The following is a 25,656-nucleotide window of genomic DNA, read 5'->3' on the forward strand; positions in this document are numbered from 1 at the left end:
TACAGTGATTGGTCGTGATTTGTATAGTTTCTCATAGAAACCTAGCTAAATAGATAAGAAAAACGACCTGTGATTTATCGTTTAGGATACCCAATTTTATTAATAATATCTAAGTCCTCTATTGAAGAAAAAGGTGAAATCATTTATGGTACAGACCTAGCCCTGTATTACTCACAGTAAAAAGACAAATTTAAAATTCTTAAAAGATACGTAGCTAGATATCAGAAGATAATCCTTACAGCCAATTCTTAATTTACATTTATGGCGGGTGTAAGCCAATTAGAACGTGATATTATCCAATGCTTAAGGTCTGCTTGAGATACCATGATGCAGTAAAGCTTTATAAAGAGGAAAATAAAATTGTAAATCAAATGTGTGAAATGACAAATCTGTGTAAAGCTTCAATTAGAAAGATATCGGAAAGAAATTGATGAGTTATACCAAAAATCACAAGTATATCATCGGAAATAAAACTCATATAAAGGTGGAATTATATGCCTAAAGTAGACAATTTGTTATCCATTTTATGGATGCTTCGTTCGGATAAAAAAATAACTGCAAAACAAATTTCAGAAAAGTTAGAGATGAATATAAGAACTGTGTATCGTTATATTGATACACTTTCAACGAGTGGCGTACCTATTATTTCAGAACCAGGACATAACGGTGGATATAGTTTATTGAACAATTTTATAGAGGCCCCTCTATTTTTTGATTTTGAGGAGATGACTTCACTATTTCACGCTGCTGTTTTTGCAGAAGAAGCCGGATATTATGGAGATGAAGCGCTAAAAAGGGCCATTTCAAAACTTAGTAAACACTCAAATCAAGAGCAAGAAACAAAGGTAAACCAACATATAACTAGTCTTGAAGTAATAAGTCGAACCCCTTCAATCTCTTTGGAACCTTCTTTAAAGAAGTTGGAAAAGGCCATAGCAGACGCATACACGGTGAAAATTCTTTACAATAAAAGTGGAGAAAAGCAATTACATCATAGGTGTGTCGATCCATACAGAATAATCTATTGGAATAATAAGTGGTATGTGATTGGATTTTGTCATCTTAGGAATGATATGCGTAGTTTTAGAGTAGATCGAATTGAAAGTCTAATGCTGACAGTAAATCATTTTGACCAGAAAGAAAATTTTTCAGCACGTGACTTTTTTATAAACAGTCTCCTACCAACTTTAGAAGATAAGGAAGAGATTATTTCTTTGGTGATTCATGGGGATAAAAATGTATTGGCTGATATTTGCCAACATTGGTTTTTAGGACATTATTTACAAGAACGGACTTCAGATCAAGCAGTTTTTCTTCTTCCAAAAGATATGATACATACATATGTACCTTATTTACTTTTACCTTATAATAAATCTATTAAAGTTGTTGAGCCAATTAGTCTTAAGAAAAGAGTTATTGAAGTTTTGTCGGATTTAATAAAATTTTACCAAGTATGATAACTTCCCTGACGTTAACTGTCAGGGAAGTTATTTTATAATAGCTATATCAATTGTGAATGGAAGGTGATTGGATGCAAACAAAAAAAGTTTATCTATATGTATTTGATACGATGTCTGACTGGGAATATGGATATTTAATCGCTGAACTAAACTCAGGTAGATATTTCAAAAAAGATTTAGCACCTTTAAGAGTAATTACAGTAGGAGTTAATAAAGAAATAAAGACTACTATGGGAGGTTTGAGCATAAAACCAGATATTTCCCTTGAAGAATGTAATCTTGAGAGCAAAGATCTTTTGATTTTACCAGGAGGGACGACTTGGGGTGAAAAAATTCACCAACCTATCTTGGGAAGAATTGGTCAAGCTTTAGAGCTTGGCACAATTGTTGCTGCAATTTGTGGTGCAACTGACGGGCTCGCGAATATGGGATACTTAAATACTAGAAGGCATACAAGTAATAACTTAGAATATACTAAAATGGTTTGTCCTAACTATAAAGGAGAGAAGTTCTATGAGTTGGCACCTGCGGTATCTGATGCGAATTTAGTTACTGCATCAGGAATAGCTCCTTTAAAATTTGCAATGGAAGTGCTGAAAAAAATAGAAGTATTTGCACCAGATGCCTTACATTCTTGGTATAACCTGAATAAGACACATCAATCTGAATATTTCTTCCGATTGATGAATTCAATAAATAAATGAAGTAACGGAAAAAGCTCAATTTCACTACTTTGATTTGTAGAGAAGTAGAGCTTTTTATTTTGGACTTGTCTTATCGTTTGTGATACTGCCCCGATTGTACTAAAAAGCCGAGCACATTAAGAAGATGAAGGCTTTGATCGAATCGAGACAACCGGTGTTTTTGTTTCTTTTGGCTTCGGTGTTTGTGTGGATTTTTTGATGCATGTGTCCTTTGGCGTGTAATAGGTTGCCCCAATATTGAGCCTGCCTTGAAGCTGGTCAATAGAAAGCTCCCCAAATTCTAAATGGTAGTCAATTTTGTCCACTCGCAGGGATTCGATATGGATGTGTGTATCCTCTGAGACAGGAGCAGCTGGTGCAGACATTTTTTGCTCAAGAGCGGCGAGTCTTTTTTCTAGCTCAATGACAGATGGGGATGGATTGGATTCAATTTTTTTAAAGAGTGATTGAATGAAATGTTTCAAGTAGACCACAACCTTTTCTTCCGCCTTACTCTAGTCTATGGAAAAGCTGCCCCGTATATACTTATAGAGATGACAAGAAAGGGGAGAAGCATATGCTGCCTACTCAGATTCACATTGCCCATATGAAAACGAATTCCATTGGCACAGGATCATCTATGACGTTTGGCTCGACGTTTGTTCGCAATCATTGCAGTACGATCAAACGAAACAATGGCTTTGGGGAACAGAATGCTGATGGCGTGATCACGATCCTGCCAATTGAAACAATTGATGATCGTGATCAAATAGACGCAGTGAGTATCAATATTCGTCATCTATGATGATAGCCGTCGCTTTTCCTTCATCCTTTTGCAGGCGGATGTAAAGTACACCGTCTTTAAAGGCAGCATTCATTTGACCAAGAATCATTTCTGGAAGGCGGATTTTCTTTTCAAACGGACCATACTTCCCTTGCTTTTGGCGAAAGTCCTGTTCGTTAAAAAAGGAAAAACGCTGTCCTTTCACAACCAAATATTCACCATATGATAACACCTGAACATCTTCCTTTCGGTAGCCAGGCAAATAAATTAAATATTGAATTTCTGCATGGGTTTCCACCATGTCGATTGGAGGAAACGACGCATCTGATCCCCGCTGATCCTGCTGTGTGAATGTAAATGGAGATGGACCGTTTGCCATAAAGGGGGATCTTTGCTCATCATCGAAGATCATTTTCCAAAAATCATCTCCATGCATTTGCTGGGCAATATCCATCCACTGCTTCATTTTTTCGAAGTCCATGTGAAGACCTCCCGTTAACATACTTGATGGGTGCTTGCATATACCTATAAAAAGGAGGTTTATCTGTGGTTCAACCAACTCCGTATATCAATATTAATATTTTCATGTTAAAAATTAATTCCTTTGAAAATGCGTCGGCGGTGAATGTCGGACAAAATTTGTTAGCAGAGTGGCAAAACTCAGATAAAAAAAATCAGGGTTACGGACAGAATTTTGGAGATGCCAGCGGTTTTGTCGGTACAAAAAGCCATGTAGATGATCGAGATCAAGTGGACTCACCTGCCTCTTTTTCGCCAGCAGCTAAACCCATTCAAAGGAAGTGACGTGTGATGTTATTCTCACCCTCAGTCGTCAATGTCGGTGCTTTTAAAATCAATACAATGGATCGGGGTGCATCACTGACGCTAGGACCTTATCAGCAGATTGATTATTTTCTCTCGATGAAATTGAATCAAGGTTTTGGTGAGGACAATGGAGATTGTTCACCGCTTGTCATTCCGATTTCAAGCGTGTTAGATCCAGATATGGTGGACTCAAATTCAGTCAAAAACAGTGTGATTTAAGCAAAAAAAGAGACCGGGAATCCCCGTGTCTCTTTTCTAATGTGTTTCATTAAGATGGCTTTTTCGTCTTGCATAGGTGAAATAGACAACAACACCGATGACGATCCAGATGAGGAAGGCTCTCCATGTTTCCCATTTCAGTGTGAAAGCCAAGATCATACAAATGACCGCACTAATTATAGGAAGGACAGGGACAAAGGGTACTTTAAAAGCTGTATTCATATTCGGATGTTTTTTCCGGAGTACGATCACAGCGATAGAGATCACCGTAAAGGCCGCAAGTGTACCGATGCTGACTAAATTAGCAAGTGTTGATAAGTTGACGAATCCAACGATACATGACGCAACAGCGCCTGTCAGCCAAGTGTTGGCAACCGGTGTCTTAGATTTTGGATGAACGTTTGAAAAGATTTTCGGCATGAGTCCATCTCGGCTCATGGCAAAGGTTAAACGAACCTGAGCGTAGACAAGTGCAATTAACACTGTCGTAATCCCGATAATAGCACCTGCGGATATAATGCCAGCGACACTATTCAGGCCAACCACTTGAAGAGCAAAAGCGACAGGATCACTGACATTCAGCTTCGTATAGTGAACCATGCCAGTTAAGACGAATGAAACCCCGATGTATAAAATCGTACAAACACCGAGCGCACCGATGATTCCAATTGGCATCGCCTTTTGCGGGTTTTTGACTTCTTCTGATGCATTAGCGATTGCATCAAATCCAAGGTAAGCAAAAAAGACAGTTGCAGCTCCAGCAATCACGCCATGGAAGCCCATTGGCATAAACGGTGTCCAGTTTTCAGGTTTGACGTAAGCAAAGCCTGAAATGATAAAGAGAAGGACGATGGCAATTTTGATCAGCACAATAATGTTATTCAGCTTTGTGCTTTCTTTGACGCCTCTTGAGACGATAAAGGTGATGAGCAAAATAATGAGTGCGCCTGGAAGGTTAAAGACGGCCCCGTCAGCGGCTCCAGGTGCAGCTGATAAAGCCTTCGGTATGTGCAGGCCAAATCCGCTGAGCAGTGATTGAAAATAGGACGACCATCCACTTGCTACAGCAGAGAGCGCAATAACATATTCCAGCATGAGATCCCAGCCCATTAAGAAGGCAAGAAACTCCCCAAGTGTTGCGTAGGAATACGTATAGACGCTTCCTGACACAGGAATGGATGAGGAGAATTCAGCGTAGCAAAAAGCAGCAAGGGCGCATGCGATCGCAGCCAAAATAAAAGATATAATAATCGCAGGTCCCGCATCATTTGCCGCAGCAACCCCCGTAATGACAAAGATTCCAGTCCCGACCACACAGCCAATGCCAAGCAAGATTAAATCAAACGTATTCAACGAACGGCTGAGCCGCTTTGTTTGACTTTCAAGCATGAGCTGGTCGAGAGATTTTTTTCGAAATAAAGAACTCATGTTGACCTCCTAATGGATAAATCTTTTCGTAAGACGAATGTTAGTATATGCGCAAATGACAATTTAGTCAATTGGTTGAAAAACGCTTTAAATCACTAAAGTATTAAACGTCACAACCGAATAAGTATATAAAAAGAGACATCCGCCGTGAAATCGAAGGCGGATGTGGTGACAGACGATCTATGTCTGTTCAGCAAATATTTTTTCATTGTACAGCACACTTGGATGAGTGGGATGATGGGCGGAGGAGGCATGGTGATGTATTTTGGCTTGCTCCAGGTCGCCGAGCTGATAATAACAGTAGCAAAGCTGAAGGTGAGGATACCACGTTTTATATTGTGTAAGTGTGAAGGCTGTTTCGTTTTCAGGAGCCTTCAGCGCCTGCTCATACCAAAAGATGGCCGCCTGATGTTTATTTTGTATTTTTAGATGATCCCCGATCCGGCAGCAAAACTCTGGCCGGGGCTGATCATATAAGAAGGATCGTAATAATGAGGATAAGGCCGCTTCCTCGAAACCTACCGCATAATAGCAGTCGGCTAAATATTGGCATGTGCGAATTTCATCCTCAATCCAGCACTGTTTTGTGTTTAAAAATTCATGATAAAAACGAATCGCCCTGACATGCTGACCGTTGTCCCTTAATTCATTGGCAAAATAAAAGAGATCTCGGGGCGTCATGTCCTCTCCTTTTGCCAGCATGTTTTCATAAATTCGCAAGTTGCGCTCAGGCTCACCAAGAGTTGTTTTCTTGCGTTTTTGATGTGTGACGGCGATATCTGCTGGAAAGATGTTTCCATACACTTGAAGAAACTCATGAACGGCCCCATACCACTGAAAGTTCAACGAACGCTTCACAAGGCGATTTCTTCTATATTTGAAATTGACCTGACCGTCTTCATCGAATCCCACATGATAAAACATCGAAACGGCATCCACCGAGGGATCAAGTGTCTGCTTGAGCTGAAGCAGTTTTTGGCGGTCTTCTTCAAGCAGAACATCGTCAGCATCGAGCCATAAAATATACTCTTTCGCTGCATGTGAGAAAGCAAAGTTACGTGCTTTTGCAAAATGCTGCACCCATTCAAAATCCAGCACCTTTGCTGAAAAGGAATGAGCGATCTCTTTTGTTTGATCTGTTGATCCCGTATCAACGATGATTATCTCATCGACAATGTCTTGAACAGAAGAAAGGCATTCCGCCAGCACTTCCTCTTCATTTTTCACAATCATACATAAGCTAATGGTTATCATCTTTAGATCACCTCTTCATAGTGTATCGAGCATCAAAAGGAAACATTCTTTTCATCAGCTGGTTTTTTAAAACTAGTTTTCTGCTACTGGCTGATTTAAAATAAAGGAAGAATCTATGTAAGGGCTGATAAAATGAGTTTATTGAATGTTGAAGGATTATATAAAACCTATGGCGAGAAAACGCTGTTTGATCATATTTCGTTTCATATAGAACCGAAGGAACGCATCGGATTGATTGGACCAAATGGTACAGGGAAGTCAACACTTCTAAAGGTCATCGCGGGACTTGAATCGTTTGAGGAAGGTGACATCACGAAAGCAGGGACACTTGATATCGAATTTCTTGAGCAAGATCCTGAAATGACAGGAAATGAAACGATTCTTGACTACATTTTTTCTGGAACGGCACCAATGATTCAAACGATGAAGGCGTATGAACAGGCACTCGCCGATTTAGAGCATGACCCGCAAAATGAGGCAAAACAAGAGGCGCTGATGCGCATGCAGAATCGAATGGATCAGGAAGATGCTTGGGATGCGAACCTTTCAGCTAAAACGATTTTGACAAAGCTTGGCGTGAAAGATGTGAGCCGCTCTGTACATGCATTATCTGGCGGACAGAAAAAACGTGTCGCCATTGCTAAAAATTTAATTCAGCCTGCAGGTTTGCTGATTTTAGATGAGCCAACCAACCACCTTGATAATGCCACCATTGAATGGCTTGAAGGATACTTAAGCCAATATAGCGGTGCTGTCATTCTCGTGACGCACGATCGTTATTTCTTAAACCGGGTGGCCAATCGGATTTATGAGTTAAATCAAGGACAGCTTTATACGTATAAAGGAAATTATGAAGTCTTTTTAGAAAAAAGAGCGGAGCGGGAAGCAGAGGCTCAGGTGAAAGAAACGAAGCGTCAAAACTTGCTTAGACGAGAGCTTGCATGGCTGAGACGAGGAGCAAAAGCAAGAACGACAAAGCAGAAAGCACGTATCGGCAGAGTCGAAGAGCTGAAAGATCAAAAAGGACCTGATGCGAAGGGAGAGCTTGATTTTGCCATCGGCTCGCACCGCTTGGGGAAACAAGTGATAGAGGCAGAAGACTTATCAATTTCATTTGCTGGCCAGTCCCTTGTGGAGCGGTTTACAGATTTAGTCGTGCCGGGTGATCGTATCGGATTCATCGGACCGAATGGAGTCGGCAAAACCACTCTGCTGAACTGTCTAGCGGGTAAGATTGAACCGACCTCAGGACAATTGACCATTGGACAAACCGTTCGTATTGGCTATTACACGCAGGATCACAAGGAAATGAATGATGAGCTGACCATCATTGAGTATATCAAGGAAACAGCTGAGATCGTCAAGACGTCTGATGGCGTTATTGTCACAGCAGAGCAGATGCTGGAGAGGTTCCTTTTTCCAAGATCGATGCAGCGGACGTATATTCGTAAGCTGTCAGGGGGAGAACGCCGCAGATTGTATTTATTGAAGGTCTTAATGGAAGAGCCAAATGTTCTCTTTTTAGATGAGCCGACGAACGACCTTGATACAGAGACCCTCAGTATTTTAGAGGATTATTTAGAGCAGTTCCCTGGCGTCGTCATCACCGTGTCCCATGATCGTTATTTCTTAGACCGAGTGGTTCACCGTCTGCTTGTCTTTGAAGGAAATGGGCGCATTTCACACTTCCAAGGTGCTTACAGCGATTATATGGAACAGGAAAAAGAGCAGAAGCGGACAGAGACAAAGCCTGCTGAGAAACAAGTAGAAGCCGCACCTAAAAAGAGAAAAAAACTTTCTTATAAAGATCAGCTTGAATGGGACGGGATTGAAGACCGGATACAGGCATTAGAGGAAAAACATCAGCAGCTCGAAACCAGCATTGTAGAAGCAGGAAGTGATTTTGGAAAAATTCAAGAGCTGATGGACGAACAAAAAGCCGTTGCGGAAGAACTAGAACAAGCAATGGACCGCTGGACAGAATTGTCGCTTATGATTGAGGAATTGAATGAATAAAGATGTGGAAATAAAAAACCTGTAGAGCGATCTACAGGTTTTTTTGATAGGAGCATTTGGCATACGCATCATGCTGGTGGATGGATTCCTCATTACGGCACTCGATTTGAAAGCTTTTAATCCATGGCTGCTCATATAATTCGATGGCAATTAATCTTGTGATATCTTCTACAAAGCGCGGATTTTCATAAGCCTCTTCCGTCACTTTCTTTTCATCAGGTCTTTTGAGCACGGGATAAAGCGGTGCGCTCGCATTGGACTCGATGATATGTAAAAGAGCGGCCTTGATATCCTCAGGATGCGATGCTTGTTCAAATAACCCTACTTGAATGGAAACAGATCCGCGCTGATTATGTGCACCATATTCACTGATTTCTTTGGAACAAGGACATAATGTCGTGACCTGTGCATCGCAGCCAACGTGACAGGTCCATCCGTCCTTTTCATGAAAATGGACGTCATATTGGACAGTCGCATACATCAAGCCTGACTGACCGGTGACTGGGCTCTGTTTTTCCATGTACCATGGAAAGGCAACTTGAACGGAAGCAGAGGGCTGATCCATTTTCCGGGCGAGCGCTGCCGTCCATTCTTTTAGGGCATTCACATTAAGTGGCTTGCTGCTCTCATAAAACGAGTGCAGCTGTTCAGTGAGACGGCTCATATGAATGCCTTTTTGATGAGCTGGCAGAGATGTACTCAGTGTAAACTCAGCTGTAGTTGTCTGGCGCTGTGGTGCTGTTTTAGATACGATATGCACCGGATAGGACATGCGGCAAATCCCGACTTGTTCAAGATGAAAATAAAAGTTTTGCTCTGTTTTTTGAATGTCCGTCATGTCCTCTTTTTGCCAAGGCTTTGTGCCAAGACTTGGCGGTACAGATCCGAATAGCTGATGCCGTTCTTCTTTAGATGGAAATGAGCGCATATAGTACCTCCTTTAAATCGTAATTATTCCTATTTATTTTGCGATAAAACAGGAAGGAAATCAAGGGTTAAAACTTTGACGTTTACGTTAAGGTTATAAAGGTGTATAATAAAACATGAATTGATGAGCAGGAGGCACTGGTGATGGAATGGATGAAAATTGATCAAGTGGCGAAAAGAAGCGGACTGACAAAACGGACGATTCGTTTCTATGAAGAGATTGGTTTATTATCAGCACCAAAGCGGACAGAGGGCGGAGTCAGACTTTACTCAGAGGACGACATGGAAGAGCTAGAGAAAGTGATGCAGGCAAAAGAGGTACTCGGCTTTTCTTTACAGGAGCTTCAATCGTTTATGGAAATCGGAAAGCAGCTAGAGCTGAATAAAGAAGGCTACTTGCTGTCGCTTGATCCGAAGGAACGATTAGAGAAGCTGTTAGATATAGAGGCGCAGCTGACTGTGCAGCATCAATTGATTTCAAAAAAGCTTGAAACCATTCAATCCTTTAAAAAGGATCTTGAAGCGATGAAAGAAAGAGCGGCTCATGCAATTGAGCAATTACAAAAATAAACACCTCTGCGTGTTTATTTTATTTTGTCAACATTTGAAGGAAAGGTTCTGATGGAATGAAGGAAGAAGAAGTGTTGAAACAGCGTACAAGTCTGCTTAGGCAGCCAAAAGCCGTTTGGGCTGTTGCCTTTGCATGTGTGATTTCGTTTATGGGAATAGGACTCGTTGACCCGATCCTGCCAGCCATTGCATCACAATTACATGCATCTCCAAGCCAGGTCTCTCTTTTATTTACTAGCTACTTACTTGTGACCGGCTTTGTGATGTTTTTTACCGGTTTTATTTCTAGCCGGATTGGTGCGAAATGGACGTTATTAGTAGGACTCATTTTTATTATTGTTTTTTCTGCTTTAGGAGGTACTTCTTCAACGATTAATGAATTAATTGGCTTTAGAGGCGGATGGGGCATCGGGAATGCTTTATTTATTTCAACTGCACTCTCTGTCATTGTCGGTGTGTCTGTTGGAGGAAGTGCGAAGGCCATTATTTTATACGAGGCAGCACTAGGTCTTGGGATATCGGTTGGACCGCTGCTTGGCGGTGAGCTTGGAACAATTTCTTGGCGCGGGCCTTTCTTTGGCGTTGCCGTGTTAATGCTTATCGCTCTTTTAGCGATTACCTTTATGCTTCCACCTATGCAAAAGCCGCAGAAAAAAGTGAAATTATTTGAGGCTGTCGGGGCGTTAAAATATAAAGGACTTTTAACGATGGCATCTGCCGCTTTCTTATATAATTTTGGTTTCTTTGTGCTTTTAGCGTATTCACCATTTGTGCTCCATCTTGATGAGCATGGACTTGGTTATGTCTTTTTTGGTTGGGGGCTATTTTTGGCTGTGACCTCCGTCTTCTCCGCGCCGGTCATTCATCGTAAACTTGGGACATTGACCTCGCTGGTGGTTTTGTTTGCTTCGTTTGCTGTGATTTTATTCGGCATTGGAATATGGACGTCTCATATTGTGGTCGTGATCTGCGGAATTGTCATTGCTGGGGGAATTCTCGGTATGATCAATACGGTGCTCACGACAGCTGTGATGGGGTCAGCACCGGTTGAACGTTCAATTGCTTCATCCTCTTACAGTGCTGTACGGTTTATTGGGGGCGCGATCGCTCCTTGGATTGCCGGAGTTCTCGCTGAATCCTATACAGCAAGTACACCTTATTATGTCGGGGCTGCTGTTGTTCTTCTAGGCATGATTATTCTGCTCCTTGGACGTAAGCATTTGGTGAATATCCAAGCAGGTCATTAATTAGAAAAAGGCCTTATATCTTTTGAAGATATAAGGCTTTTTTGTCGTTATAATACTTTTGTCGTCCAAGATTCGCAATTCCATGTTTCAGTTGCCACATCTTGATAAAATTCAGGCTCGTGAGAAATCAATAAGACACTGCCTTTATATTCTTTTAAGGCGCGTTTTAGTTCTTCTTTTGCATCGACATCTAAATGGTTTGTCGGCTCATCGAGAACAAGTAAGTTGGTTTCTTCGTTGATCAGCTTACAAAGACGGACCTTTGCTTTTTCTCCTCCGCTTAATACAGACACACGGCTTTCAATATGTTTTGTCGTTAATCCGCATTTTGCAAGAGCGGCTCTGACTTCATATTGCGTGTAAGAAGGGAAGGTGCTCCATACTTCTTCAATACAAGTATTGCTGTTTTGCTCTTTTACTTCTTGCTCAAAGTAGCCAATATGCAAGAATTCTCCACGTTCCACTTCACCAGAAATAGGTGTGATTTCCCCAAGAAGACTTCGGAGCAGCGTCGTTTTTCCGATACCGTTAGCACCGTACAGCGCAATTTTTTGCCCGCGTTCCATTTTCAAATTCAATGGGCGGGAGAGCGGTTCATCATAACCAATGACCAAATCTTTCGTTTCAAAAATCAGTTTCCCAGACGTACGTGCCGGTTTAAAGTGGAATTCTGGTTTTGGCTTTTCTGCTGCCAGTTCAATCATATCCATCTTATCCAGTTTCTTTTGACGGGACATCGCCATATTTCTTGTGCTGACACGTGCTTTGTTTCTTGCGACAAAATCCTTTAGTTCAGCCACTTCCTGCTGCTGTCTTTTATAGGCTGCTTCAAGCTGCTGCTTTTTGACTTCGTACACTTGTTTAAATTGATCATAATCACCAACATAGCGCGTGAGCTCTTGATTTTCAACATGATAAATCAAGTTAATAACACTGTTTAAAAACGGAATATCATGTGAAATGAGGATAAACGCATTTTCATATTCCTGTAAATAACGCTTCAGCCACTCAATATGCTGCTCATCCAAATAGTTGGTCGGCTCATCGAGAAGGAGAATTTCTGGCTTCTCTAACAGCAATTTCGCTAGCAGGACCTTCGTACGCTGACCGCCGCTGAGCTCCGTCACATCACGGTCCAGTCCAAGATCCGTTAAGCCAAGACCTCTTGCAATCTCCTCGACCTTAGAATCAATGATATAGAAATCATTGTTTGTCAGTGCGTCCTGAATGACGCCAACTTCCTCTAACAGCTTTTCCAGCTCATCAGGATCGGCTTCACCCATTTTGCCATAAATGTCATTCATTGCGGCTTCCATGGAGAATAAATAATGGAATGCATCCTGAAGGACTTCACGGATCGTTCTTCCCTTTTCTAGCACGGTATGCTGATCAAGGTAGCCGACACGGACATTTTTCGCCCATTCGACTTTTCCTGCATCTGGCTCCAGCTTGCCAGTAATAATATTCATAAACGTTGACTTTCCTTCACCGTTGGCGCCGATTAAGCCGACATGCTCGCCTTTTAATAAACGGAAGGACACTTCGTGGAAAATGGCTCTGTCGCCAAAGCCATGACTTAAATCTTTAACAGATAATATCATTTTTTACACCTCAAATAGATTCAAAACGGCTAGTGCCTCTCATGATTATATCGAACTGTCCGGCTCGATAAAAGCATCAAAAGAAAAATTGCGTTTCAAAGCTGATTTTGAGATACTAAAGGATAGATTGAATGAGGATAAAGGAGATCGACATGACGGAAAATTGGGCATTTTTGAAAGAAGCAAAGCCATTTATTCAGGAAAACTTTCAAGCGGCTGGCTTCGAAAAACCAACAGCTATACAAGAAAAAACAGCAGAGTGGATTACGGAGAAGCGTGATGTGATCGCAGAATCGCCAACTGGAACGGGGAAGACACTTGCGTATGTACTGCCGCTTTTAAATAAAATTGATGTCAATATCAAGCATCCGCAAGTCTTAATCTTGGCACCTTCAAGAGAGCTTGTGATGCAAATCTTTGATGTCGTGCAAGAGTTCAAGCAAGGATCAGACATCAAAGCGGTTTCCTTGATTGGTGGAGCGAACATCAAGAAGCAGCAAGAAAAACTAAAGAAACATCCGAACATCGTTGTGGCGACACCGGGCCGAGTACAAGAATTAATCAAAATCAAGAAACTGAAAATGCATGAAGTCAAAACGATTGTATTAGACGAAGCAGATCAGCTTCTTGTGCCAGAGCATATGAAAACGATCCAAGGGATCATTAAGTCCACATTAAAAGAAAGACAAATCCTTTGTTTTTCTGCAACATTGAAAGAAGAAACCGTTCAGTTGATCAAAGAAATGACATCTGAACCAGAAGTATTGAAAATTGCTAGAAGCGAGGAAGAAGCGCAGAAAGTGAGTCACTATTATCTGTTATGTGATCAGCGTGACAAAGTGAAACTGCTGCAAAAGCTATCACGGCTTGAGGACATGCAGGCGCTCGTTTTTGTGCGTGACATTACGAACTTAAGCATTTATGCAGAGAAATTAGCGTACCATCATGTCGACCTTGGTGTCCTTCATAGTGAAGCAAAAAAAGCTGAACGTGCTGTGATCTTGAAATCATTTGAACAGCGTGAATTCCCGCTCCTCCTTGCAACAGATATTGCAGCAAGAGGAATCGATATTGATGATCTGCCATATGTGATTCATGCAGATATGCCAAATGAAGAGGGCTACATCCATCGTTCAGGCAGAACCGGACGAGCAGGAAAAGAAGGCGCAGTCATCAGCCTTGTCACACCTCAAGAGCAATCAATGCTGAAAAAAATGGCGAAAAAGCTGAATCTTTCGCTTGAAGAAATTGTGTATAAGCAAGGCCAGCTGCACCTTGCGCCCAAGCAGGCATAAGAAAAGGACCCTTCCACATGGAGGGTCCTTTTGTTATGAAATTTTGACAAGCTGTTTTCCGACATTTTCTCCTTTGAATAGTCCAAGGAATGCGTCAGGAATGTTGTCAAAGCCTTCTATGATTGTTTCTTTATATGTGAGTTTGTCTTCTTTTACCCATTGTGCGAGATCCTTCGCTGCCTCTTCAAAACGATCTGAATAGTTGGCAACGATGAAGCCTTGCATCAATGCGCTTGTTTTGATGAGTTTTGTTTGCACACGCGGCCCGATGTCCTCGCTTGCGCTAATATTATAAGAAGAAATGGCGCCGCACACTGGAATGCGTGCAAAACGGTTTAAATGATTCATCACCGCATCTGAAATCTCGCCGCCTACATTGTCAAAATACACATCAACGCCGTTAGGGCAGGCTTTTGCAATGGCATCATCTAAATCATTTGTTGTTTTATAATTAATCGTTTCATCAAAGCCCAATTCTTTTAAATAAGCGAGTTTATCGTCAGATCCGGCAATTCCCACGACGTGTGCGCCTTTGATCTTAGCGATTTGTCCCACAACAGAACCAACGGCACCTGCTGCTCCAGAAATGACAACCGTCTCGCCTTCTTTTGGCTGGCCAATCGCAAGCAGGCCGAAGTAAGCGGTTTGCCCTGGCATGCCCAAAATCCCTAAATAATAGGACAATGGCGCAATGGACGGATCAATTTTAGTCAGAGATTCAGCTTTGGCAGTGGAGTATTCTTGCCATCCAAGGAATCCAAGGACAAAATCACCCTTTTCAAATTGAGGCGATTTCGACTCAACGACCTCTCCAACAACACCGCCCTGAATCACTTCATTTAGCTTGAACGGAGGTGTATAGGATTTTGTATCCTGCATTCGCCCTCTCATATAAGGATCTACAGAAACATATTTCGTTTGAATCAAGACCTCCCCATCTTGCGGCACAGGTATATCGACTGTTTCAAAATGAAAAACATCTTTTGTAGGTAATCCTTTAGGACGTTTAGCTAATTGAATTTGCTTTTGTTGACTCATGTCAAATCCTCCCTTTCACTTACAGCCTAGATTTACATTAACATGATGCTTCTTTTCGTTCAAAACATACGGTCTTTTCAAAACACATACAAAAAAGCAGCCGCCATCTTATCGAAGGGGACTACTTTTTCTGAAAAGATACAGAGAGGAGCGGCGGGAGACAGCCAAACAGCTGATACACATCCGCATCACGTTCTTTTAACAAATATTCGTTTGCATTTTGCATGGAGGCTTTCATCATATCGCGCGTCACAAAAGGAAAAAGGATATTCAAGTATGAGGACAACATGTCTTGTGGATCTTGTTCAATTGACTCAATATCTCCAATGTTAATAATGATGGAAAAGAGATAATCAATTGAGATGCGAAAGTGCTGTTCGGCAAACAATGTAAGCGGCTTTGTATTTGCTTCTTCAGGATTCCACTTTTGAAAAAGCTGTTTCACCAAATCACTGACAACCCAAGCATTAAACTGCTGCTCCGCTGAAAAGTAATACATCAGCTCTCCCTCATTTCTAGCCTCCAGTATAAGAATTGTACAACAAATCAATAGGATTGAACATGATAATTCAGAAAATTTAGTCATTTTTACAGGATTTTTGTCAAAAATAAGTCGATAGACATGGTACGTCTTTCAAGAAAATTGGATGTGCTCGTGGAAGGTTTAATGTCAAAAGTGACGGGTAAAAGATTCGTAAGACGTTAAAGGAGGAATATAAAATGAAACCTGTTGTAAGAGAGTATTCAAATGATGAAACACTTCAAAAAGATGTAGAGCAATTAAAGGCACTCGGTGTTGCAAGAGAGGACATTTATGTTCTGTCCCATGACGATGATCGAACAGAGCGTATTGCAAATAATGCAGATGCCAATACGATTGGCTCAAGAGAAGTTGGACTCAAACATGCGGTTGGAAACATCTTTAGTAAAAAGGGTGATGAGCTCCGCAATAAAATTCATGAAATTGGTTTCTCAAAAGAAGAAGCTGAGACATTTGAAGAACATTTAGACGAAGGGAAAGTCCTTCTCTTTGTCACAGATCATGAAAAAGTGAAAAACTGGGCGTAAACGCCAACCGAAAAAGCCTCTTACTTTTGTAAGGGGCTTTTTTTCATGCTTCCATGTCTGAAAGAGAGACATATATCTTTTTTACGATAATAAGTAAATACAGAAGTATGGAATAAATAGTAAACTCTCTAATTGAAAATGCCGTTATACCAATGAAAATCATGGAGAATCAGAAAAAATAGTCGAAATATCACAAAAAACCATTCGGGAAATAATCATTGTATCTTTCTATTTTGATTTAAAATTAAATAAAAAACTTGTGTAATTTAGTAGATAAATTTCTTAGTTCTATTGGTTTAAGTTGTATTTTTGTGTAGAAATAAGTGTTTTAAGGTCAAAAAACCACGAAAATTACCTGTATTTTCAATTAGAAAATTCATTTTAATGTTTAGGAAATAATTTGTTGACAAAATAAACTAAAAACAATATATTTGGCTTAATCCAGTCATTATGGAATTAGTTGTTAAATTTCTGGCGGGTTTATTCGAAGCATAATCTAGTGAAAGGAGGTGGCAAGAACAAAGGCGTAAGCGCCTCTTAGATACAAAAATGTCTACTAGAACAGAACAAATCGTCGTTTACTTGAAGAAAAAATGATCGCCATTCTAAACAGTAGATTCATCTTTCTACTAAAAGCATAGTGTAAGAGATTGAAAAAGACGTTAAGTCCTTATAAAAAAGAGAAAGCGGTTTCAATAAGAAATGTGAGTTGATCGAACGGTAAAGGAGGTGAACTCATATGAAAAAAAGAGAGAACAAGCTGAGGCGGTGCGGCCTTCGAACGGCTGCATATGAGGATGAATGCTGAAAAAGAAGAGTGAACATGTGGGGTGCTTCTCTTCTTTTTCAGAAAAACAGATTTTCCTAAAAAATCCATCTTTCATTTTAACATAAGGTTTTTGGCTTGAAAACCACCTTTGCCCGAAAAGAAGATTGTGAATTGAAGGAGGTTTCATGATGAAAAAGGCTTTGTACCATGAAGACAGTGGATTGTATTTAGAAAAGATGCGCATGGCATTCCAAGAGCATTATGAGCAAAGAACAGATATGTGGTCTACTGATCCATCCTTAACAGACGCAGCAGTGATGTCATTAAAGGCATGGCGTTCAAGGGAAAAGAATGCACTTGCTTCTGTGCTGGATATCGGGTGCGGCAACGGCCGTGCACTAGAACATTTAAGCGGGCTTTCCGCATATGTCGGTATCGACCTGTATGAGCATGAGGAGTGGGAAGGATTACAGAAAAGAGAAACAGTTCCTGTCCATTTTGTTCATCAAGATTTTATGTCATGGTCCATGGATCAGGGACGCGGGATGCAGTTTGATTTAATTTTAGATCATGGCTGCTTTCATCATCAACATCCTGATGATCATGAACGTTATTTAAAACAGGTCTCTTCTTTACTTCATGAAGGCGGTGTCTTTTCACTTGTTGTCTGGGGAGAACAGTGGAAAACAGGATTAATCGGAGAAGATGGCCGTTTCCATTTTTCATTTTCAGATTCTCAGCTTGGCGAAAAAATTTGTACATCAGGTCTTGAGCTTGTATCCATATCACCGTTACAAGCGAAGGCTGGAATAAGCCAGCATCATGTCATTGCCGTCAAAATCTAGTACAAAGGTGAGTGATTCAAAGCTAGCAGAGGAGTTCATGGGAAGAAAGAGCGTCTGCCAATCAAGAGCGTTTGCTGCTCTGACAGAAAATAAAGCATATGAACCAAAATTTCTGCTCCTTTGTACTGGAAAAGGACAAGGTCTAAAACGATGAGAGACATCGCACATCCATTTCCTTCTGCGGGAGCACACAAGCTGAGGGGTGCGTACACATATTCATCACTCCATCACTGCGCTATGGGAGTCGATTTGGGTGCAGTGATGAATAGGGGGGAGACTAATGAACAAGTTTGTAGATGAATTACAATCAATGATTCATCATTTTACCTTTCAAGATAAACACTATTTGCTCGTGGGGCCTGTGAATTTGCCAATTTCCATTCAACATGAAGAAGTGCCATTTAAGTGGTATGCCTTCGCGCCTGTTGAACGGGATACAAAACCAACGATCGAATCGATTGTCCAAATGAGTACCGCGCAGCAAACCTTTTCCTCTTGTCTCTTATTTGGCGACTTTGAAAATGAACGGCCGCCGCTTGTGCGAATCCATAGTGTCTGCCAAACAGGAGATGTGTTTGGGTCACTGAAATGTGATTGTGGTCCACAGCTTGCATTATCGCTGAAGAAAATCACCGATTACGGAAAAGGCATGCTTGTGTATATGGCCAATCAAGAAGGTCGGTCTATTGGGCTGATGGCAAAAGCGTTGACGTATAAATTACAGGAGATGCAGCTGGATACTTTTGAAGCCAACCGCCTGATCGGCTGCGGGGATGATGATCGGCATTACGAGGAAGCAGCAGCTGTTTTGCACTATTTAAACAAAGGAAAACCATTGCATTTACTAACGAACAATCCAGATAAAGTCGATTCTATTGCAGCTTTCGGTCTTCCTGTTTTGCGGTTTGATCATACGGTCGAAGCCTCTCTCTACAATGAAGCCTATTTAAAGGCAAAAGCAGCCTCAGGGCATATGGTCGATGAGAAGAAATTAATTAATCAATAGACGAGTTTATTGAAAGAAGGCGGGAGAAAAGCGTGAAACCTGATATCAATTGGATTCAAATCCCAAGCGGCTATGCAACGATTGGAAGTAATGAAGAAGATATGAAAAAGGCAGCAGAATTCTGGAAGGACAAGCTGCTCAATCCAACCTACGGCCGTGAGAAAAAATTTCAAAAATGGCTGTACAAAGAATTTCCGTCCTATCAGCCGTATATCAACGAATTTTTTATCTCAGATACGGTCGTCAGCAATGAACTGTATCAAAGCTATTGTGATGAAACAGGCCAGACATACCCGGAGAGTTTAACGAACGAAGAGCTTGGCGGGGGAAAAGATCATCCAGCTTGGGGCATGGACATTGAGGATGCCTTCTCGTTCTGTCAGTGGCTGAGCGGGAAACTTGGGATTGATGTTTCGATTCCTACTGAAGAAGAATGGGAGTATGCTGCCCGGGGAAACACGAGAAATCAATACCCGTGGGGAGATGAGTTTGATCCTTCTTACTGCAATACGCACGAATCAAATATTGAAAAAACGACGCCTGTCCGTCATTACGAAAAGGGCCGATCCTTATTTGGTCTTTATGATATGGGAGGAAACGTCGAGGAATGGGTCAACACCAAATATCACGTTTATGAAGGCGGCATCGAGGTCGTCGATGATTTAACGGAAACACTCGGAAGTGACTACTACATTTTAAAAGGCGGCTCTTTCGCAAGAGGCGGAGATTTATGCAGAGTCGCAAGAAGACACGGGAAGCACCCAGATCCTGTTTTTCGATTTACTGGTTTTCGTTTAGTGACTCGTCAAAAACAACATATAAAGGTGGGAGTGTAAAACTATGCATAGAGGACCAATTACATCTGTTTTATCAACTCAGCACGACCAAATTGTTTACACTGGCGGCTATGACCGCTGTATTTATCAGTGGAACCGGGCGACGGGAGAAGGAACGTTTATTGGCAGTCACGAGCATATCATTAACTCTTTATCTCTTTCTGAAAACGGAAAGTATTTAGCAAGTGCATCGTCAGACTATACCATTCAATTGTATGATACAGGCACACATACCCGAATCCGCACGTTGTTTGGTCATGCAGATGATGTAGAAGCCGTCGCTTTTGCGAAGCAGGATACTTTACTTGTATCCGTGTCCAGAGATAGAAGATGCTTAGTCTGGGATATCGAAACGGGCGCTATTTTAAGAGAATTCCATGGCCATAGCAAAGATGTATTAGCTGTATGGATACATGGTGATAAAGCTTATACAACAGGTGATGATGGATATGTCCTTGTATGGCTGTATGAAACCGGAGAAATTGTAGGGGAAATCGGCCCGTTTGATTATGAGCTCGATACAATCAGCGGCAGCAATCAAAAAGAAGTATTCGCACTTGGCAGAGATGATGGCACTGTTATTATTTACGATGCAGCTACTTTACAGGAGAAGAAAATCATCAAAGCCCATTTACAGGGCGTCAAGCGCGTGAATTTTTCTCCAAGCGGCAATTACTTGCTGACAGCAGGCTACGACCATTTAATTAAGCTGTGGAATTATGAAACAGGTGATTTAGTCGATACACTGCTGCCTCATAAATATCAGTGGGAGCGCTCACTTGTCTGGACAGAGGATGAGAAGTCAATACTAGGGGCCAGCTTTGGAAAAACATATTGTGAATGGTCGATCGAAAAGGGCAAAGTCATATCAGATGAGATCGAAATGGCGACACCATCTATCAATGATATTGCGCTGACTGATGCGGGTGATATTATTACCGCATCAGATGATGGGAAATTCAGAAAAAATGGGATTGAAATCGCCAAATCGACGGGCGTTTTAACAAATGGAGTAGCTGTTGCACGGGATGGAAGCTATTATGCGTGGGGAGATCATGCAAGTCAGGTGCATATTGTTCATGAGTCATTAAAGCAAATGGTTTCGTTTGATCTTAACACAGGTCCGGTCAACAGCGTGTATTTTCACGAGGAGGATCGTCAATTTTATATTGGAACTTATGGCGGTTATGTCCATGTCATTTCGACAGAACACTTAAAGGAAATCGGCCGTTCCAAAGCACACGATTGTGCAGTTAAAGCATTAAAGGTAGAAGGAGATCTTATCATCACAGCAGCAGTTGAAGGAACCATCTGTCTTTTAGATAAAAAGAGTTTGTCCTTAAAAGCGGAATACATTGGTGCGACAGAGCTGTTAAATGATGTCTTTATTGATAGTAAACGAGACCGTATCGCCATTGTCAGCCGCGACAAGAATGTGAGATTGTTTGATTTGCATACAGGAAGAATTTTAGACCAGCATAACGAACACCAGTATTCGATTAAATCGGTCACAGTCACAGACTCAGGCTATATTGTAAGCGGTGATTATTGGGGCTATATCGTTGTGTGGAATCCAGAGCTGGATGTCAACACCGGCCCAATTAGAATTGCCCAAAATGGGATTAGTGCCATCAGACAATTAGGCAATGATGTATACGCAAGCTCATATGACGGCGGGATTTATCACGTTCGAGAAGATGGGACGCATACCGAAGTACTACGCTTATTTGAACAATTTCCGAAAGAAGTAATCTCTCATTAAGAAAAAGAATGTAAGCGGGGGATTCTCATGATAAGTGTTTGCAAGGAACATATGAAAAAAGGTCTGTCTGTACTCAATTGTCCGCATGTGCTCCTCATTAATAAATATGAATGTCGCAAATGCTGTTTTTGTAAACAACGAGCATCTTATAAACTTTTTTATTCCTTGCCTTACTATGATCGATCTGAAAAGAAACGGATGGAAAAAATATAGCACATGAGAATAGAACTCCTTCATTCCCTGAAGGAGTTCTTTCCCTTGAAAGAGAGGAAAGGAGACTTACATGAAAGACGATGTTTTTTATATGAAGCTAGCGATTGCCAACGCAAAGGCCATGAAAGGACAAACCTCGCCAAATCCGCTTGTCGGGGCAGTGGTAGTCAAAAAAGGTGAGATCGTTGGAATTGGTGCTCACATGAAGGCGGGCGAGCCGCATGCTGAAATTCATGCGCTGCAAATGGCAGGAGAAAAGGCGAAGGGGGCTCATATGTATGTGACGCTCGAACCTTGTTCGCATCATGGAAAAACAGGCCCTTGCTTAGAAGCCATTATAAAGAGCGGGGTGAAACGTGTGGTCATTGCCACTGGGGACCCCAATCCACTTGTAGCAGGTAAAGGGGTCACGATGTTGAAACAAGCAGGGATAGAAGTAGAAGAAGGGATATGTAAGCGGGAAGCGGACAGCTTAAATCTTCCTTTTTTTCATTCGATACAATCAGACCTTCCTTATGTCATATTAAAAACAGCCATTTCGTTAGATGGGAAAATTGCAACAGCTCATCAAGAAAGCAAATGGATTACAGGGACAGAAGCGAGGAATGAAGTGCAGCAATTACGTCAAGAAGCAGATGCTGTGATAACAGGCGTTGAAACCATTATTCAAGATGATGCAGGTCTTATTGTAAAAGATTCATTCGTGACACAGCCCATTCGTGTCATTTTAGATTCCACCTTAAGGATTCCGCTTCATGCGAAATGTTTAAATGATCATATGGCAGAAACCATCATTTGTACCTCAAACAAGTATGATCAAAAAAAATACCATCAACTGGTGCAAAAAGGACATCAAGTATTTGTCACAAGCGGAGAAAATCGGACAGATCTTCATGCGGTGTTACGTATGCTGAAAAGGCGCTCTGTGATGTCGGTGCTTGTAGAGGCGGGAGGGAGTGTGAGCGCATCCTTTTTAGAAGCGTCACTTGTGAACGAAGTCATTATTTATATGGCACCATTATTAATTGGAGGGAAAGATGCACCTACTTTCTTTGAAGGAGAAGGTACGAAATCATTAAAAGAAGCCATCCGGCCGGTAGATATGGATTATAGTATGGTAGGAAAAGATTTAAAAATGACGATGAGACTTTAATGAAAGAAGGACCTTGTGCATAAAGTGCAAGGTCTTTTGATTATTTTAAAAAAATAAAAGTGTACATACACCTTTCCCAGTCATGATGAATACGATGGATGGGGGTGATTCCATGAAAAGATGTAGGCAATGTGGTAAGACATATCCAACTCATTCGACAGACCACTACCAAAAAGGAAGCTGGTATGATGCGTACAAGGACGATGGCTGGGAATGTGATAGTTGTAAGAAAGGGATATCAGAAAAGCCAAGGAAACCAGTGAAAAATCCTTGCTGCGGAAAAGATCCTTGTGTTTGTGTGATTCAAGGTCCGCCAGGCGGGAGAGGAAGAAGAGGCCCAGCCGGTCCGGCGGGTGCAGTGGGTCCAGCGGGTCCAGCAGGTCCAATCGGTCCAACGGGCGTAGGTTTAACAGGCATCTTGGCATTTGATCCAGCAGTAGCACCAACCTTCCCAGTAGGGCAAGTGGTGACATACGATGGCAGTACGTACGTGGTCAATTCAGCACCGCCATTAGGTACGCCGGATACGTCGGCGGATTATACATTATTAGCTGCAGCGGGGGAAACAGGTACAGGGCCAACAGGTGTCACAGGAGATCCAGGTCCAACTGGAGCCACAGGCGCCACCGGCGTGGGTTTAACGGGAGTCGTACCGTATGATGCTGCAGCAGCGCCAGGATACCCATTGGGGCAAGTGGTGACATATGAAGGTGGAACATATCTTGTGAACACAGCATCACCAACAGGTACACCAGATACATCACCAGATTATACGTTATTAGCAGCCGCAGGCGCGACTGGCGTTACAGGCGCTACCGGTACGGGTGCAACTGGAGCAACGGGGGAAATTGGTCCAACCGGAGTTACTGGCGTCACAGGAGCAACGGGGGAAATTGGTCCAACCGGAGCCACCGGCGTCACGGGAGCAACAGGAGAAATTGGCCCAACTGGAGCCACCGGTGTCACGGGAGCAACAGGAGAAATTGGTCCAACCGGAGCCACCGGCGTCACGGGAGCGACGGGAGAAATTGGCCCAACCGGAGTCACTGGCGTTACGGGAGCAACTGGGGTAACTGGTGATACGGGCGCAACAGGTGCAACAGGGATCACAGGAGCGACGGGAGCAACAGGAGAAATTGGCCCAACCGGAGTCACTGGCGTCACGGGAGCAACGGGGGAAATTGGTCCAACCGGAGTTACTGGCGTTACAGGAGCAACGGGGGAAATTGGTCCAACCGGAGCCACCGGTGTCACAGGTGCAACTGGGGTAACTGGTGATACGGGCGCAACAGGTGCAACCGGGATCACAGGAGCGACGGGAGTAGGCTTAGCCGGTGTCACGGCGTTTGATCCAGCGGCAGCCCCAACGTATCCAGTAGGTCAAGTGGTCACGTATGAAGGTGGAACCTATATCGTGAACACAGCACCGCCAACAGGCACACCAGATACGTCACCAGATTATACGTTATTAGCTGCCGCAGGCGCGACTGGCGTTACAGGTGCAACCGGTACAGGAGCGACGGGAGCTACAGGAGTGACTGGAGCGACCGGTGCAACTGGAATAACCGGAGCGACGGGAGAAACAGGGGTTACCGGAGCAACCGGTGCAACTGGATTAACCGGAGCGACGGGAGAAACAGGGGTTACCGGAGTAACCGGTGCAACTGGAATAACCGGAGCGACGGGAGAAACAGGGGTTACCGGGGTTACCGGAGCAACCGGTGCAACTGGATTAACCGGAGCGACGGGAGAAACAGGGGTTACCGGAGTAACCGGTGCAACTGGATTAACCGGAGCGACGGGAGAAACAGGGGTTACCGGGGTTACCGGAGCAACCGGTGCAACTGGAATAACCGGAGCGACGGGAGAAACAGGGGTTACCGGAGCTACGGGAGCAACAGGAGTTACCGGAGCCACCGGAGTCACAGGAGCCACAGGTCTAACCGGCGCAACCGGCGCAACCGGAGTGACCGGTGTAACGGGTATTACAGGTTTAACTGGAGCAACGGGTGTAACCGGTGCAACAGGAGCCACTGGCGCCACCGGTCCAACAGGAGTGACAGGATCGAGTGCGATCATTCCGTTTGCATCAGGTACACCTGCTGTCCTGACAACAATTGCAGGCGGTCTTGTTGGAACATCCAGCTTGATCGGATTTGGTAACTCAGCGACAGGTGTCAGTATTTTAGGCGGAGTAATTGATTTAACAGGCGCTGCAGGCACTTTACTCAACATGGCGTTCTCAGTTCCGAGAGCTGGGACGATCACGTCATTTGCAGGCTATTTCAGCACAACAGCAGCTCTTTCTTTAGTCGGCACGAGTATTACCGTAACGGCTAGTCTATTCGCTTCACCGACACCAAATAACAGTTTCACTCAAGTAGCGAGTGTCACATTAGCACCAGCTTTAACCGGTGTTTTAACGCTGGGTGCGATTGCAAACGGTATTGCGACTGGTCTAAATGTACCAGTCACACCGGAAACACGATTGCTTGTTGTATTCTCCGCATCAGCTACAGGTCTATCCTTAGTGAATACTGTAGCAGGCTATGCGAGTGCTGGTTTATCGATCACGTAATAGGCATACAGGGACGACTCGATTTTGAGTCGTCTTTTTTGTTTGAAAGAATTTTCTCTTAACTTAGTCAGAAAAAATG

General features: G+C 42.6%; 25 protein-coding genes and 1 pseudogene. 17 read left to right on the top strand and 9 right to left on the bottom strand.

The genetic code is table 11. The features are described from left to right. Window positions 1–218: 218 nt before the first annotated feature. The 3 genes and pseudogenes from AAYR28_RS03450 to AAYR28_RS03460 form a co-directional block, all read left to right on the top strand. Window positions 219–431: pseudogene (locus AAYR28_RS03450) on the top strand (recombinase family protein); the annotation flags it as partial. Between the two features lie 63 nt (window positions 432–494). Further along, window positions 495–1,457 carry a helix-turn-helix transcriptional regulator gene (locus AAYR28_RS03455; protein WP_046314053.1) on the top strand — a complete coding sequence of 321 codons (963 nt, stop codon included), beginning with the start codon at window positions 495–497 and terminating at the stop codon, window positions 1,455–1,457. 74 nt (window positions 1,458–1,531) lie between these two features. Continuing rightward, entirely contained in the window at window positions 1,532–2,164 is a 633-nt protein-coding gene (locus AAYR28_RS03460; RefSeq protein ID WP_120208639.1) for a type 1 glutamine amidotransferase family protein, read from the top strand. 116 nt (window positions 2,165–2,280) lie between these two features. Here the strand turns inward: AAYR28_RS03460 and AAYR28_RS03465 are convergent, their stop codons facing one another. Then, entirely contained in the window at window positions 2,281–2,628 is a 348-nt protein-coding gene (locus AAYR28_RS03465) for a hypothetical protein (RefSeq protein WP_046314051.1), read from the bottom strand. Window positions 2,629–2,720: 92 nt separating this feature from the next. On the opposite strand from AAYR28_RS03465, the gene AAYR28_RS03470 reads away from it, so the two are divergent. Beyond that, complete coding sequence (locus tag AAYR28_RS03470) at window positions 2,721–2,948, top strand: hypothetical protein (protein WP_039177063.1); 228 nt, start codon at window positions 2,721–2,723, stop codon at window positions 2,946–2,948. Here the strand turns inward: AAYR28_RS03470 and AAYR28_RS03475 are convergent. Continuing rightward, entirely contained in the window at window positions 2,929–3,408 is a 480-nt protein-coding gene (locus AAYR28_RS03475; protein ID WP_024424582.1) for an Hsp20/alpha crystallin family protein, read from the bottom strand. The genes AAYR28_RS03470 and AAYR28_RS03475 overlap by 20 nt on opposite strands. A 65-nt stretch (window positions 3,409–3,473) precedes the next feature. Between AAYR28_RS03475 and AAYR28_RS03480 the strand changes: the two genes are divergently transcribed. Then, a complete protein-coding gene (locus tag AAYR28_RS03480) occupies window positions 3,474–3,731 on the top strand; it encodes a hypothetical protein (protein WP_003213975.1) in 258 nt (85 codons plus the stop codon). Window positions 3,732–3,737: 6 nt separating this feature from the next. Further along, complete coding sequence (locus AAYR28_RS03485; RefSeq protein WP_034623095.1) at window positions 3,738–3,971, top strand: hypothetical protein; 234 nt, start codon at window positions 3,738–3,740, stop codon at window positions 3,969–3,971. Window positions 3,972–4,007: 36 nt separating this feature from the next. Here AAYR28_RS03485 and AAYR28_RS03490 read toward each other — a convergent pair whose 3' ends face one another. Next, window positions 4,008–5,399, bottom strand: coding sequence for an amino acid permease (locus AAYR28_RS03490; protein WP_025092665.1), 1,392 nt, complete (start codon window positions 5,397–5,399; stop codon window positions 4,008–4,010). A gap of 180 nt (window positions 5,400–5,579) precedes the next feature. Next, the gene (locus tag AAYR28_RS03495; protein WP_120208637.1) at window positions 5,580–6,653 is read right to left on the bottom strand and encodes a tetratricopeptide repeat-containing glycosyltransferase family 2 protein; all 1,074 of its coding nucleotides are present in this window, start codon (window positions 6,651–6,653) and stop codon (window positions 5,580–5,582) included. Between the two features lie 132 nt (window positions 6,654–6,785). On the opposite strand from AAYR28_RS03495, the gene AAYR28_RS03500 reads away from it, so the two are divergent. Continuing rightward, window positions 6,786–8,669, top strand: coding sequence for an ABC-F family ATP-binding cassette domain-containing protein (locus tag AAYR28_RS03500; RefSeq protein ID WP_065215110.1), 1,884 nt, complete (start codon window positions 6,786–6,788; stop codon window positions 8,667–8,669). Window positions 8,670–8,700: 31 nt separating this feature from the next. Here AAYR28_RS03500 and folE2 read toward each other — a convergent pair whose 3' ends face one another. Next, the gene (gene folE2 / locus AAYR28_RS03505) at window positions 8,701–9,597 is read right to left on the bottom strand and encodes a GTP cyclohydrolase FolE2 (RefSeq protein ID WP_120208635.1); all 897 of its coding nucleotides are present in this window, start codon (window positions 9,595–9,597) and stop codon (window positions 8,701–8,703) included. A gap of 143 nt (window positions 9,598–9,740) precedes the next feature. Here folE2 and AAYR28_RS03510 point away from each other — a divergent pair, with 143 nt between their 5' ends. Together AAYR28_RS03510 and AAYR28_RS03515 are read left to right on the top strand one after the other, a co-directional pair. Then, a complete protein-coding gene (locus AAYR28_RS03510) occupies window positions 9,741–10,166 on the top strand; it encodes a MerR family transcriptional regulator (protein WP_024424586.1) in 426 nt (141 codons plus the stop codon). A 56-nt stretch (window positions 10,167–10,222) separates the two neighbouring features. Beyond that, window positions 10,223–11,413 carry an MFS transporter gene (locus AAYR28_RS03515; protein ID WP_024426646.1) on the top strand — a complete coding sequence of 397 codons (1,191 nt, stop codon included), beginning with the start codon at window positions 10,223–10,225 and terminating at the stop codon, window positions 11,411–11,413. Window positions 11,414–11,460: 47 nt separating this feature from the next. Here the strand turns inward: AAYR28_RS03515 and AAYR28_RS03520 are convergent, their stop codons facing one another. Then, on the bottom strand, window positions 11,461–13,014 hold the full coding sequence (locus AAYR28_RS03520; protein ID WP_024426645.1) for an ABC-F family ATP-binding cassette domain-containing protein: 1,554 nt from the start codon (window positions 13,012–13,014) through the stop codon (window positions 11,461–11,463). Window positions 13,015–13,166: 152 nt separating this feature from the next. Between AAYR28_RS03520 and AAYR28_RS03525 the strand changes: the two genes are divergently transcribed. Beyond that, window positions 13,167–14,309, top strand: coding sequence for a DEAD/DEAH box helicase (locus AAYR28_RS03525; protein WP_101676687.1), 1,143 nt, complete (start codon window positions 13,167–13,169; stop codon window positions 14,307–14,309). Window positions 14,310–14,342: 33 nt separating this feature from the next. Here the strand turns inward: AAYR28_RS03525 and AAYR28_RS03530 are convergent, their stop codons facing one another. Then, window positions 14,343–15,347 carry an NADP-dependent oxidoreductase gene (locus AAYR28_RS03530; protein WP_034282733.1) on the bottom strand — a complete coding sequence of 335 codons (1,005 nt, stop codon included), beginning with the start codon at window positions 15,345–15,347 and terminating at the stop codon, window positions 14,343–14,345. A gap of 121 nt (window positions 15,348–15,468) precedes the next feature. Beyond that, a complete protein-coding gene (locus AAYR28_RS03535) occupies window positions 15,469–15,846 on the bottom strand; it encodes a YfmB family protein (RefSeq protein ID WP_041108602.1) in 378 nt (125 codons plus the stop codon). A 221-nt stretch (window positions 15,847–16,067) separates the two neighbouring features. Between AAYR28_RS03535 and AAYR28_RS03540 the strand changes: the two genes are divergently transcribed. Continuing rightward, window positions 16,068–16,415, top strand: a complete 348-nt coding sequence (locus AAYR28_RS03540; protein WP_034282732.1) for a general stress protein — start codon at window positions 16,068–16,070, stop codon at window positions 16,413–16,415. A 957-nt stretch (window positions 16,416–17,372) separates the two neighbouring features. Beyond that, the gene (locus tag AAYR28_RS03545) at window positions 17,373–18,029 is read left to right on the top strand and encodes a class I SAM-dependent methyltransferase (protein ID WP_024424594.1); all 657 of its coding nucleotides are present in this window, start codon (window positions 17,373–17,375) and stop codon (window positions 18,027–18,029) included. 35 nt (window positions 18,030–18,064) lie between these two features. Here the strand turns inward: AAYR28_RS03545 and AAYR28_RS03550 are convergent, their stop codons facing one another. Beyond that, complete coding sequence (locus tag AAYR28_RS03550) at window positions 18,065–18,190, bottom strand: hypothetical protein (protein ID WP_254968622.1); 126 nt, start codon at window positions 18,188–18,190, stop codon at window positions 18,065–18,067. Between the two features lie 119 nt (window positions 18,191–18,309). On the opposite strand from AAYR28_RS03550, the gene AAYR28_RS03555 reads away from it, so the two are divergent. The 5 genes from AAYR28_RS03555 to AAYR28_RS03575 all read left to right on the top strand — a co-directional run bounded on the left by AAYR28_RS03555 (window position 18,310) and on the right by AAYR28_RS03575 (window position 25,577). After that, window positions 18,310–19,035 carry a GTP cyclohydrolase II gene (locus tag AAYR28_RS03555; RefSeq protein ID WP_024426639.1) on the top strand — a complete coding sequence of 242 codons (726 nt, stop codon included), beginning with the start codon at window positions 18,310–18,312 and terminating at the stop codon, window positions 19,033–19,035. Window positions 19,036–19,067: 32 nt separating this feature from the next. Continuing rightward, window positions 19,068–19,871: a formylglycine-generating enzyme family protein gene (locus tag AAYR28_RS03560; protein ID WP_024424597.1), complete on the top strand. Its 804-nt coding sequence runs from the start codon at window positions 19,068–19,070 to the stop codon at window positions 19,869–19,871. Window positions 19,872–19,875: 4 nt separating this feature from the next. Beyond that, a complete protein-coding gene (locus tag AAYR28_RS03565; RefSeq protein ID WP_024426638.1) occupies window positions 19,876–21,633 on the top strand; it encodes a WD40 repeat domain-containing protein in 1,758 nt (585 codons plus the stop codon). A gap of 283 nt (window positions 21,634–21,916) precedes the next feature. Continuing rightward, window positions 21,917–22,999, top strand: coding sequence for a bifunctional diaminohydroxyphosphoribosylaminopyrimidine deaminase/5-amino-6-(5-phosphoribosylamino)uracil reductase RibD (ribD, locus tag AAYR28_RS03570; RefSeq protein ID WP_120208633.1), 1,083 nt, complete (start codon window positions 21,917–21,919; stop codon window positions 22,997–22,999). A gap of 112 nt (window positions 23,000–23,111) precedes the next feature. Continuing rightward, entirely contained in the window at window positions 23,112–25,577 is a 2,466-nt protein-coding gene (locus tag AAYR28_RS03575; protein ID WP_345808930.1) for an exosporium glycoprotein BclB-related protein, read from the top strand. Window positions 25,578–25,656 lie beyond the last annotated feature (79 nt).

Source organism: Bacillus safensis (genome assembly GCF_039619585.1).
In the GTDB taxonomy this organism is placed as follows: domain Bacteria; phylum Bacillota; class Bacilli; order Bacillales; family Bacillaceae; genus Bacillus; species Bacillus safensis.

Excerpts from the sequence above, each read along its gene's own strand:
- AAYR28_RS03455 (WP_046314053.1), top strand. The coding sequence starts at position 495 with ATGCCTAAAGTAGACAATTTGTTATCCATTTTATGGATGCTTCGTTCG.
- AAYR28_RS03460 (WP_120208639.1), top strand. The coding sequence starts at position 1,532 with ATGCAAACAAAAAAAGTTTATCTATATGTATTTGATACGATGTCTGAC.
- AAYR28_RS03470 (WP_039177063.1), top strand. The coding sequence starts at position 2,721 with ATGCTGCCTACTCAGATTCACATTGCCCATATGAAAACGAATTCCATT.
- AAYR28_RS03475 (WP_024424582.1), bottom strand. The coding sequence starts at position 3,408 with ATGGACTTCGAAAAAATGAAGCAGTGGATGGATATTGCCCAGCAAATG.
- AAYR28_RS03485 (WP_034623095.1), top strand. The coding sequence starts at position 3,738 with ATGTTATTCTCACCCTCAGTCGTCAATGTCGGTGCTTTTAAAATCAAT.
- AAYR28_RS03490 (WP_025092665.1), bottom strand. The coding sequence starts at position 5,399 with ATGAGTTCTTTATTTCGAAAAAAATCTCTCGACCAGCTCATGCTTGAA.
- AAYR28_RS03495 (WP_120208637.1), bottom strand. The coding sequence starts at position 6,653 with ATGATAACCATTAGCTTATGTATGATTGTGAAAAATGAAGAGGAAGTG.
- AAYR28_RS03500 (WP_065215110.1), top strand. The coding sequence starts at position 6,786 with ATGAGTTTATTGAATGTTGAAGGATTATATAAAACCTATGGCGAGAAA.
- folE2 (WP_120208635.1), bottom strand. The coding sequence starts at position 9,597 with ATGCGCTCATTTCCATCTAAAGAAGAACGGCATCAGCTATTCGGATCT.
- AAYR28_RS03510 (WP_024424586.1), top strand. The coding sequence starts at position 9,741 with ATGGAATGGATGAAAATTGATCAAGTGGCGAAAAGAAGCGGACTGACA.
- AAYR28_RS03515 (WP_024426646.1), top strand. The coding sequence starts at position 10,223 with ATGAAGGAAGAAGAAGTGTTGAAACAGCGTACAAGTCTGCTTAGGCAG.
- AAYR28_RS03520 (WP_024426645.1), bottom strand. The coding sequence starts at position 13,014 with ATGATATTATCTGTTAAAGATTTAAGTCATGGCTTTGGCGACAGAGCC.
- AAYR28_RS03525 (WP_101676687.1), top strand. The coding sequence starts at position 13,167 with ATGACGGAAAATTGGGCATTTTTGAAAGAAGCAAAGCCATTTATTCAG.
- AAYR28_RS03530 (WP_034282733.1), bottom strand. The coding sequence starts at position 15,347 with ATGAGTCAACAAAAGCAAATTCAATTAGCTAAACGTCCTAAAGGATTA.
- AAYR28_RS03535 (WP_041108602.1), bottom strand. The coding sequence starts at position 15,846 with ATGTATTACTTTTCAGCGGAGCAGCAGTTTAATGCTTGGGTTGTCAGT.
- AAYR28_RS03540 (WP_034282732.1), top strand. The coding sequence starts at position 16,068 with ATGAAACCTGTTGTAAGAGAGTATTCAAATGATGAAACACTTCAAAAA.
- AAYR28_RS03545 (WP_024424594.1), top strand. The coding sequence starts at position 17,373 with ATGAAAAAGGCTTTGTACCATGAAGACAGTGGATTGTATTTAGAAAAG.
- AAYR28_RS03550 (WP_254968622.1), bottom strand. The coding sequence starts at position 18,190 with ATGTCTCTCATCGTTTTAGACCTTGTCCTTTTCCAGTACAAAGGAGCA.
- AAYR28_RS03555 (WP_024426639.1), top strand. The coding sequence starts at position 18,310 with ATGAACAAGTTTGTAGATGAATTACAATCAATGATTCATCATTTTACC.
- AAYR28_RS03565 (WP_024426638.1), top strand. The coding sequence starts at position 19,876 with ATGCATAGAGGACCAATTACATCTGTTTTATCAACTCAGCACGACCAA.
- ribD (WP_120208633.1), top strand. The coding sequence starts at position 21,917 with ATGAAAGACGATGTTTTTTATATGAAGCTAGCGATTGCCAACGCAAAG.
- AAYR28_RS03575 (WP_345808930.1), top strand. The coding sequence starts at position 23,112 with ATGAAAAGATGTAGGCAATGTGGTAAGACATATCCAACTCATTCGACA.